The 10,237-nt window shown below is 71.4% G+C and carries 8 protein-coding genes; 6 read left to right on the plus strand and 2 right to left on the minus strand.

Annotated elements, in window-relative coordinates; genetic code table 11:
* From ACQKIP_RS29495 to ACQKIP_RS29505, 3 genes are all read left to right on the plus strand, one after another.
* Positions 1–877, plus strand: an 877-nt coding sequence (locus ACQKIP_RS29495) for a glycosyltransferase (protein WP_427744613.1), incomplete at its 5' end; no start/stop codon positions are given.
* Between the two features lie 31 nt (positions 878–908).
* Positions 909–1,709 carry a polysaccharide deacetylase family protein gene (locus ACQKIP_RS29500; protein WP_365859952.1) on the plus strand — a complete coding sequence of 267 codons (801 nt, stop codon included), beginning with the start codon at positions 909–911 and terminating at the stop codon, positions 1,707–1,709.
* Positions 1,702–5,682: a lipopolysaccharide biosynthesis protein gene (locus ACQKIP_RS29505; protein ID WP_427744616.1), complete on the plus strand. Its 3,981-nt coding sequence runs from the start codon at positions 1,702–1,704 to the stop codon at positions 5,680–5,682. The genes ACQKIP_RS29500 and ACQKIP_RS29505 overlap by 8 nt, the downstream gene beginning before the upstream one ends.
* A gap of 57 nt (positions 5,683–5,739) precedes the next feature.
* On the opposite strand, the gene ACQKIP_RS29510 is transcribed toward ACQKIP_RS29505, so the two are convergent.
* On the minus strand, positions 5,740–7,164 hold the full coding sequence (locus ACQKIP_RS29510; RefSeq protein WP_365859951.1) for a GH39 family glycosyl hydrolase: 1,425 nt from the start codon (positions 7,162–7,164) through the stop codon (positions 5,740–5,742).
* Positions 7,165–7,368: 204 nt separating this feature from the next.
* On the opposite strand from ACQKIP_RS29510, the gene ACQKIP_RS29515 reads away from it, so the two are divergent.
* The gene (locus ACQKIP_RS29515) at positions 7,369–8,463 is read left to right on the plus strand and encodes a DUF5925 domain-containing protein (RefSeq protein WP_365859950.1); all 1,095 of its coding nucleotides are present in this window, start codon (positions 7,369–7,371) and stop codon (positions 8,461–8,463) included.
* 27 nt (positions 8,464–8,490) lie between these two features.
* Here ACQKIP_RS29515 and ACQKIP_RS29520 read toward each other — a convergent pair whose 3' ends face one another.
* On the minus strand, positions 8,491–8,886 hold the full coding sequence (locus ACQKIP_RS29520) for a GntR family transcriptional regulator (RefSeq protein WP_365859949.1): 396 nt from the start codon (positions 8,884–8,886) through the stop codon (positions 8,491–8,493).
* A gap of 70 nt (positions 8,887–8,956) precedes the next feature.
* On the opposite strand from ACQKIP_RS29520, the gene ACQKIP_RS29525 reads away from it, so the two are divergent.
* Together ACQKIP_RS29525 and ACQKIP_RS29530 are read left to right on the plus strand one after the other, a co-directional pair.
* Positions 8,957–9,886 carry a GNAT family N-acetyltransferase gene (locus ACQKIP_RS29525; RefSeq protein WP_365859948.1) on the plus strand — a complete coding sequence of 310 codons (930 nt, stop codon included), beginning with the start codon at positions 8,957–8,959 and terminating at the stop codon, positions 9,884–9,886.
* The coding region (locus ACQKIP_RS29530) for a DUF402 domain-containing protein (RefSeq protein ID WP_427744619.1) at positions 9,867–10,237 on the plus strand (371 nt) is incomplete at its 3' end. The genes ACQKIP_RS29525 and ACQKIP_RS29530, both read left to right, overlap by 20 nt.

The raw sequence follows: 10,237 nt of genomic DNA on the forward strand, positions 1-10,237 counted from the left end.
TCACAACACCCCGCTCCTCGACCGGCTCGCCAAGGAGTACAAGGAGACCGAGGGCGTGCGGGTGCTCGCGAACGCGGGCCCCCGCGGCCTCTCCGCGGGCCGCAACACCGGGATCGCCGCATCCGCCGGCGAGATCATCGCGTTCCTGGACGACGACGCCGTCGCGGAGCGGGACTGGCTGCGCCACTTCGCCGAGGGGTACGCCGACCCGCAGGTCTTCGCGGTGGGCGGGCGCACCATGCCCGTCTGGGAGTCGAGACGCAGGCCCGCCTGGTTCCCCGAGGAGTTCGACTGGGTCGTCGGCTGTACGTACAAGGGGCTGCCCGGCGGGCGGGTGCGGGTGCGCAACGTCCTCGGCGGCAACGCCTCCTTCCGCCGCACCGCGTTCGAGGCCGCAGGCGGCTTCGCCACCGGCATCGGACGCGACGGCGACAAGCGTCCCCTCGGCTGCGAGGAGACGGAGCTGTGCATCCGCCTCGCCCGGGCCAGACCGGACGCGATCCTCCTCATCGACGACCGCGCGGTGATCCACCACCGGGTCCCCGCCGCGCGGGAGCGCTTCTCCTACTTCCGCACGCGGACGTACGCGGAAGGCCTCTCCAAGGCGCTCGTCGCCCGCAGCGTCGGCGCCGGCAAGGGCCTCGAGTCCGAGCGGCGCTACACCACGCGCGTCCTGCCCGCCGGTGTCGGGCGCGGACTGCGTGACGCGCTGCTCGCACGTCCGGGCGGCGCCGGTCGCGCCGGGGCCATTGTGGCGGGCGTGGTCACGGCGGCAGGAGGGTACGTCCTCGGCAGTGTCCGCGCGCGCAGGGGCGGCGCCGCTTTCTCGGTCGTGGAGATCGGGAAAGAAGCGGACGGTGAGGGGGCTGCCGCATGAGAACGGCACCGATCGGCCGAGGGGGACCGCGATGAACGCTCCGGTCCCGATACTCATGTACCACTCCATCTCCCACAAGCCGACCCGGCAGACCCGGGATCTCTCGGTGTCTCCGGAGGCGTTCGCCGAGCAGCTCGAACTGCTCGGCGAACGGGGGTTCACGCCGCTCACCACGGCCGCTCTCGGCGCGATCTGGCGCAGCGCGGGCCGCCCGCTGCCGGACAAGCCCGTCCTGATCACCTTCGACGACGGCTACGAAGGCGTGCACCGGCACGGCCTGCCCGTGCTCGCCAAGCACGGCTTCGCGTCGACGCTGTTCGTCTCCACGGGCTGGCTGCGCGGGGAGCACGACACCGGGGGCGGCCTCGACCTGATGCTCGGCTGGGACCAGGTGCGCGAACTGGCCGCGGCGGGCACGGAGGTAGGCGGCCACAGCCATACGCACCCCGAGCTCGACCAGCTGGACGACGACGACCTCTGGTTCGAGCTGCTGCGCTGCAAGGAGATCGTCACCGACGAACTGGGCACGAGCCCCGCCTCCTTCGCCTACCCCTACGGCTACTCCAGCCGACGGGTACGGCGCACGGTGCGCGGCGCCGGATTCGCCCAGTCGCTCGCGGTCAACAACGGCCTCGCGCGGCGCACCCAGGGGCCGTACGCCCTCAAACGGGTGACCGTGCGGCGCTCCACCGGCATCGAGGAGTTCGAGCGGCTCGTCGAGGGCCGCGCGATCACCCGCAACTTCGCAAGGGACAGTGCCCTCACCAAGGGGTACGCAGTGGTCCGCAGAGCACGACAGGTCCGCCGGAAGGCAATTCGTACCCGTGTCTGACACGTCGACCGCCCGGGCAGACGTCTCTGGGTCTCCCATGACCGAACAGCAGCCGCCGTCCGGCAAGGCGGGCAGGATGAGCAGAATGCGCCTGCCCGGCAGAGGCGGCGGCTCCGGTGGCGGGAGTCCGCTGTTCCGCAACGCCTACGCCCTGATGCTGAACACCGGCATCTCCGGCGTGCTCGGCCTCGGCTTCTGGCTGGCCGCCGCCCGGTACTACTCGGAGTCGGCGGTCGGCCAGGGCTCGGCGGCGATCGCCGCCATGAAGTTCCTGGCGGGGCTCACCGCCCTCACCCTGATGGGGGCCCTCGCCCGCTTCATACCGGTCGCGGGACGGGCCACGGGCAGACTCATCTTTCGTACGTACGCGGGCAGTTCGCTGGTCGTCGCGTTCGCCGCACTGATCTTCCTGCTCACGCTGGACCTGTGGGGCCCCTCGTACAGATTCCTGCACGGCCCGCTGCACGGCCTCGGCTTCATCGCCGCCGTCATCGCCTGGTCGCTGCTGACCTTGCAGGACGGGGTCCTGACGGGGCTGCGCAGCGCCCTGTGGGTGCCGGTCGGCAACACGGTCTTCTCGGTCGTCAAGCTGGGGCTGCTCATCGCGATCGCCGCGGCGATCCCGACCGCGGGCGTCTTCGTGTCGTGGGTGGCCGCGATCGCGGTGTCGGTGATCCCGCTCGGCTGGCTGGTGTTCCGGCGCCTGGTGCCACGGCACATCGAGGCGACCAGGGACAAGGCGCAGCCGCCGACGCTGCGCGAGATCGGCCGTTTCCTGGCCGGGGACTACACGGGCTCGCTCTTCTCGCTGGCCGTGGTCTATCTCGTACCGGTGATCGTCGCCTCGCAGGTCAGCTCGGTCGACAACGCGTACTTCTACATCACCACCACGATCGGCGGCACGGTCAATCTGCTCGCCATCAACATGGGCGCGTCGCTGACCGTCGAGGGCGCGCACGACCCGGCGCGGCTCGCGGCGAACACCAGGGCCGTGCTGCGCCGCATGACGCGCATCATGCTGCCGGTGTGCGGTCTGCTCTTCCTCTGCGCGCCCTATGTCCTGCGGGTCTTCGGCCAGGGGTACGCGGACGCGGCGACGCCGCTGCTTCGCTGGTTCGCGGTGGGCGCGGCACTGCGGGTCGTCATGGAGACGTACTTCGCGGTGCAGCGGGCGCAGAGCCGTACGTCCGGGATCGCCTGGTTGCAGGGCCTGTTGTGCGTGCTCGTGCTCGGCCTGACGCTGCTTCTGCTGCCGCGGATGGGGCTTACGGGTGCGGGCGTCGCCGAGATCTCCAGCCTCGCGGTGATCGTGGCGATCGCGGCGCCCAAGCTGTACCGGGTGGCGCGGGGAGCTCCCTCCTCCGAGCCGGCCGACGCGGCACCGGACGGCGATCTCGCCGATCTGGGGACGCCCGAGGCGACGCCCCCGCCCCCCGCCGAGGTGCCGGGGCAGCGCAAGGAACGGCGGGGGCCCGCCTGGGCGCTGCGCGAGACACTGGACTCGGACACGCTGCAACTGGCCGTGCAGACCGACTTCGAGCATCCGGAGCGCAGGCCCGACGTGCGTCCGGGGCCGGGGACCCCCGCGTCGGGGACACCGGCGTTCGGCAGGGCGGCTTCCGGGAGGGCGGCTAACGGGAAGGCCGCTTCGGGGCGGGCCGCCTCGGGGAAGCCCGCCGCCGGGAACGGTGCTTCGGCGAAGCCCGTTGCCGGGGAGCCCGCGGGCACAGGGGGCGTGGGGCGCGAGGGACACGTGAGGCATGCGGGGGACGAGGGGGACGTCATGGAGCACAGGCCGACCTGGGCGCTGAGAACGCCTCCGCTCCCGCCACGGGAACCCGCAGCGCCCCCGCCGATTCCCCCCTCGGTGTCATCGGCCGTGACGGCGCCCGCGGAGGAGCCGGGCACCGACGCACGCGCGCCCCAGGCTCCGCCGGGGCCCGCCGCCGGCCCGAAGCCGCTGCCAGGGCGCCGCACCCTGTTCATGGCGCTGTTCCTGGCCTTCGCGCTCACCCTCTACTGGCTGCCCGCGCTCGGCATCACGGAGGCGGACCTGGACGAGATGGGCGGGCTCGGGCTCATCTCCGTCCTGCCCGCGCCGACCCTGCTCGGGGCCGCGCTGCTCGTCGTCGTCTTCGCATCCCTGCTCTGGACGGAGCGCCCCCACCAGGCCCTGCTCCTGACGACCCTGGTCGCCACCGTGGTGTGCCTGCACGCGCTGCCCGCCGTCCTGGAGGACGAGCCGCGGTTCGCGACGGCCTGGCAGCACCTGGGCTTCATGGAGTACATCAACAGGACCGGCTCCGCGGTGCCCGACCTGGACGCGCGCTGGAGCTGGCCGGGGTTCTTCGCCGCGGCGACGTTCGTGGCCAAGGCGTGCGGCGTCTCGGACATGACCGAGGTCATCCGCTGGTGGCCGCTGGCCATGCAACTGCTCTACCTCGCGCCGATGCTGCTGCTCGTGCGGGCCATGCGGGCGTCCTGGCGCGCCAAATGGGCCGGGGTGTGGATCTTCGCACTGAGCGGCTGGGTCGGCCAGGACTACTTCTCGCCGCAGGGCTTCACGTATCTGCTCTATCTGGTGTTCGTCGCGGTGCTCCTCGTGTGGTTCCGGGCGCCCCACGTGCTGTGGGCCAAGCGCCGCCCGGGCGAGCTTGAGGTCGAGCCCGCCGACCGGCGCCAGCGCGCGGTGCTGCTCGCCGTCCTGATCGCCCTGTTCGCGGCGACGGTCCCGGCCCACCAGCTCACGCCGTTCGTGATGCTCGGCGTCCTTGCCGTGCTCGTCCTGGTGGGCCGCTCGGAGCTGCGCGGCCTGCCGATCCTCTTCGCGGTGTTCGTCGCCGTCTGGCTGAGCTTCCTCGCGGAGCCGTACTGGTCGGGGCACTTCGACGAGCTGTTCGGCGGGATCGGCGGGGTCGGCGGCAATGTGTCGTCGTCGGTGTCGGGCCGGATCGAGGGCGGCAGTTCGACCCATCAACTCGTCCTGTACGCGCGCGTGGCGCTTGCCGGCGGTGTCATGGCCCTTGCCTGCTACGGCTGGTGGCGGCGGCGCGACCACAAGTACACCGAGCGCTCGCTGCTCGTCCTGACCTTCGTGCCGTTCCTGGGCTTCGGCATGCAGTCGTACGGCGGCGAGATGGCCCTGCGCGTCTTCATGTTCGCCCTGCCGGGGGCGGCCCTCCTCGCCGCTCTCGCGCTCTTCCCGCGCGCGGGAATCACCGCGAAGGAACGGGACCGCGACCGGGTGAGCCTGGCGCCGCTCGCCGCGCTGATGGCGGGCCTGGTCCTGATGGGCGGCTTCCTGGTGGCGCGCTGGGGCAACGAACCCTTCGAGCGGACCAGGGTCGGGGAAGTCGCCGCGATGGATTACGTCTACGCGCACGACGATCCGACCGTGCGGCTGCTGTGGATGAGCGACGACACGATCAACAACGTGACGCCCGCGATGCCCTGGGGCGCCAAGGACATGGAGAAGGTGCAGTACGTCCCGACCCTCGCCCCGGCCGATCCGGTCCTGGTCTCCGGTCTGGTGAAGGCGCTCAAGGACGCGGGCCCCAACTCGTATCTGATGATCAACAAGAGTCAGACGGTGTATCTCCAGATGGACGTGGGCTACCCGACGTCATGGGACGCCCGGCTGATCACGAACCTCGACAACCGCCAGGAGCTGAAGAAGGTCTTCACGAACGCCGACGCGACCCTCTACTCACTGCGCAAGCAACCGGGCGGCACGGTCGAGAAAGCCGCTCCGGGCCCGATCGGACCGCAGGTGACCTGGACTCCCTGGTCGGTGATCGGCGCCCTCGCGGCGATCGCCCTGATCCTGCTGCTCGGCGCGCGTGAGGTCGTGCGGGTGGCGGTGGAGCCCAGCGTGCGGCAACTGCGCTGGTTGCAGAGCACGTTCTGGTTCTCGCTGCCCTTGCTCGCGGTGCTGCTCGCCTCGCTGGTCCAGCGGTTCCTGACGATGGCGTGACGTTCCCCGGCTGCGGGGCCAGGAGGGTGCGGGTGCGGTGCCGGTGACTGGAGCGGGTCAGCGCTCCAGCCACTTCACCCCGTATCCCTTCATCGTGAACCGCCGGCCGTCGATCTTCGCGTCGATCGGGCGGTCGAGGGTGTTCACGACGAGCACCGTGTCCTTGTCGGCCAGGACGCGCACGTTCGGTACGTCGTCCGCGGCGACGGAGACCTTCTCGTACTGCGTGCCGGGCGGGAAGGCGTCGCTGAACCGGGAGAGAAGCTCCAGCATCGGCAGCTCCGTGCCGCCGTCGTCCAGCTCGGTGGAGCGCCACAGGCAGCCCGCGCAGTCCTCGCCCCTGTTCTGCGGGTTCCAGTAGAAGCCGCTGCTCGCGCCGCCGCGGGCCATCGCCATCAGGCCCGCGGCCTGCACGGCGACGCGGTGCGGCTCGGACCAGTCGTCGCGGTTGTCGTCGCTGTCGCCCGGTTCCACGTAGTACTCGGCCCACCACAGCGGCAGGTCGCCGGTGCGTTCCCCGACCCACTTGCTGACCGCCGTGAGCTTGTCGGTGGCCTTGAACTCGTCGGGGAGCATCTCGTCGTCGACGGTGTAGCTGGACCCGTCCACGACGACGAAGTCCGCGCCCGCCTTGTTCTTGTTCCAGTAGTCGAAGGCGTCGAGAACACGCTGGTCCATGCGGCCCCAGGCGCCCTTGACCTCCTTCGACGCGCCCTCGGTCTGGCGCGGGTCGACGCTGTCCATGACGAGGTAGGGGCCGCCGACCATGATGTCCTCGTTGACCTTCTTGAGCTCCTTGTAGACCAGGTTGTAGAGCTCGGTGTAGCCCTCGTAGTCCCAGCGGGACTCCTCGCTGTTCCAAAAGCCCTTGAATTCGTTCCAGACGATGAAGTGCCGCACGTCCGGATAGCGCTTGGCGACGGTCGCCGCGAGCTTGGCGTAGTCCTTGAAGTGGGCGGGCTCCGGTGCGGTCTCCAGGGACTGCTGGCTCCAGTCGGTGTTGTCCGCACCGGGCTTGCCGCCCTTCATCCAGTCCGGGGCGCAGCACAGGGTGACGACCGGCGTGCCCTCGGTGGCGCGGATGAAGTCGATCCGGCTGTCCATCTCCGAGAAGTCGTAACGCCCCTTGACCGGCTCGGGGTTGCCCGCGCCCCAGCCCATGACGTGCTGGATCTGCGGCAGGGGGCGCGGCTGGTCCGCCAGCATCTCCTCGGCGCGCCGCACGGCGTCCTTCTCGCCGTGGTCCGCGCTGTACTGGGTGTGGGTGAAGCCCCAGCCGACGGCCGGTTTCGCCTCGTCGGGCGGGACGGCGGGGGTGCCGTGCACCTTGTCCCCGTCGCGTGTGGTGCCCTCGGTGCCCGTGTCGTCACCGGGGAGCGTGGTGATGACGGTCAGGATCAGGGCCAGTGCGGCCACAGCTGTGCCGAGCAGCGCGGTGAGCCGCCACCGCTGCGCCCCCGAATTCCACCCATGACGTCCCATCAGGGGCAATCGTAACCGGGGCAGTTGGCGGTAGGACAGGTTCCGTTGTCACCGGTTCGGGGCTTTGTGGCGGCGCCTTCAAGCCTTCCCCTGCCCTGCGGGGTACGCCGGAGCGCGTGTGGAGCGCCCTGGAGTGCGTGTGGACTACCGCGAAGTGCGTAAACCGGGATGCACAAGGGCACTTGCGTGCCGGATCATGGCGGCATGTCTGCGAACCCACAGGACACCCTGCCGATCCGGCTCAACGTAGACGACAGCGACTCCCCGTCGGATGTCGTGGACGCCCTGTTCCTCGGCCGCTTCGCCACCGGCGAGCAGCCGTTCTCGCATAGCTCCAACATCGACCGCGTCAAGCCCGGCTTCTCCCTGCTCCCGCCGGGAGCCACGGTGTTGCGCGCGGCCCTGGACGACGACCGCAGCGCGACGCTGGCCGAGGGCGACGGCTGGACGCTCCTGGTCTCCCGCTGGAAGCACGGCGCGGACGTGACGGTGACCGCGAGGACCGCCGACCTCGCGGACGAGATCCTGAAGCAGGCGACGGACGGCGCGCAGGACGAGCCGGAACCCCAGCCGGACAACGTGACCATGGGGTTCTGGTACGTGTCCCCGAGGCGCGGTCCGCACCGCACGACGCGGCAGATCACCGCGGGTACGTGGGAGGAGGTGCGGGCGAACTACACCGCGCCGGTCGCCGGGGCCATGGACTCCCTGATGAAGACCACCCCGGAGGACATCTCGGGCCGGCTGCTCCTGCTGCACGGACCGCCGGGAACCGGCAAGACGTCGGCGCTGCGGACTCTGGCGCGGTCCTGGCGCGACTGGTGCCAGGTGGACTGCGTCCTGGACCCGGAGCGGCTCTTCAGCGACGTGGGCTATCTGATGGACATCGCGATCGGCGAGGACGACGGCACGGCGAAGGGCCGCTGGCGGCTGCTGCTCCTGGAGGACTGCGACGAGCTGATCCGGGGGGAGGCCAAGCACACCGCGGGGCAGGCGCTGTCGCGGTTGCTGAACCTGACGGACGGGCTGCTCGGGCAGGGCCGCAACGTCCTGGTGGGCGTCACGACGAACGAGGACCTTGAGCGGCTCCACCCCGCGGTGGTCCGGCCCGGCCGGTGCCTCGCCCGCATCGAGGTCGGCAGCCTGACCCGCGCCGAGTCGGTCGAATGGCTCGGCACGGACGAGGGGGTTTCCCGCGAGGGCGCGACCCTGGCGGAGCTGTACGCCTTGCGGCGCGGCACGACCCCTACGTCCGTCCCGGATCCCCGGGAGGGTGCGGACTCGGGGCTCTATCTGTAAGCCAGGCGGCGGGGGTGCGGCGTCACCTCACCCCGAGTCCCCGTAGGCCGCCCGCAGCGCATCCCGCGCGGCGGCAAGCGCGTCCTCCTCAGAGAGACCCAGCCGCCGGACCCGCCCGGCAAAGGCCTGGGCGGCGCCCGAAGCCTCCCGCGCGACGGCGTCCCCCGCGGCGGCGACGAACGTCCCGTTGCGCCCCCGCGTCTCGATCACCCCGTCCGCCTCAAGTTGCCGGTAGGCCTTGGCCACCGTATTGGGGGCGAGCCCCAGGTCCTGGGCGAGCCCGCGCACGGTGGGCAGCTTGTACCCCACCGGCAGCGCCCCGCCCCGCGCCTGCTCGGCGATCTGGACCCGCACCTGCTCGTAGGAGGGCACGCCACCCGTACCGGCGCCGCCACCGTCGTCGATCTCGATCTTCAGAGTCACGCGGAGATTGTCCCGCACCCGCGGAAAATAGGAGGCACCCTGACACATCCCGCGCGTAGCGTGCGGCCCCATGACCGTCCTAGTCCGCGCCCTGCGCCCCGGTGACACGGCCGACGCCGAGGCCTTCGCCGTCGTCCGCCGCGCCTGTGTACCCGCCATGCTCGCCACCGCCGACTCGGTCCTGTTCGACCTGGCGCACGCCCATCCCGACTCCCGTTACCGCCAGTTGGTGGCCGAGACCGACGGGGAGATCATCGGCACGGCACAGGTGGGCGTCGCCTACGACAGCCCCGAGCCCGGCCAGGGCTTCGCCAACGTCTACGTACTTCCCGGGCGGCGCGGGCTCGGCGCGGGTTCGCTGATCCTGCGGACGGCGGAGGCCCACCTCGCCGACGAGGGCGCCGGCACGGTCTTCTCCTGGGTCCTCGACGAACCGGCGAACCTCGCCTTCGCCACCCGGCGCGGCTACCGCGCGAGCCGCTCGGCCCATTTCCTCCGCCTCGACCTGGCGGGCGGCCCGCTGCCGCCGCGCCAGGAGCCGCCCGCCGGGGTGGAGTTGCGCACGGGGGCGGACTTCGGGGACGATCCGCGCGCCCTGTTCGACCTGGACGCGGAGACCGTCGCCGATGAACCGAGCGATGTGGCCGCGGAGTTCACGGACTACGAGCACTGGCTCGCCGAGACCTGGAACCACCCGCTGGTGGACCGCGGGCTGACCTCGGTGGCGGTGGTGGACGGCCGCCCCGCCGCCTTCACTCTGGCCCGCACGGACGGCGACTCGCGCTACGCGAGCGGCATGACCGGCACCGCACGCGCGTTCCGCGGGCGCGGCCTGGCCAAGCTCGCCAAGAACGACTCCCTGCACCGGGCGCGGGCGGCCGGCTGCACCGAGGCGTTCACCGGCAACGACGCCGGGAACGAGCCGATGCTGGCGATCAACAAGTGGTTCGGCTACGAGATCTGCGCGACGGAGGTACGCCATGTCCGGGACCTCGGCTGACACAGGTGACACAGGGACCGCCCGGGTGGAGGTCGTCCTGACGAAGGCGGGCCGCACGAAGATCCGCTACCCGGCGGAGGTCGTCTCGGACGACGGCACCGTGGTGACGGTCCGCGCGCCGTGGGCGGCGGCGGGGGTACGGGACTTCGGCTTCGTACGCTTCGAGCCGGGCGACGTCTTCACGGAGCACTACTGGCGCGACCGCTGGTACGCCGTGAAGGAGGTCCGCACGTCGGCAGGGGTCCTCAAGGGCTGGTACTGCGACGTGACGCGCCCCGCCGTACGGGACGGCGCCACGCTCACGGTGGAGGACCTGGACCTCGACCTGTGGTGCTCGGCGGACGGCGGGAC

The sequence above is a fragment of the Streptomyces sp. NPDC059900 genome (assembly GCF_050270335.1).
In the GTDB taxonomy this organism is placed as follows: domain Bacteria; phylum Actinomycetota; class Actinomycetes; order Streptomycetales; family Streptomycetaceae; genus Streptomyces.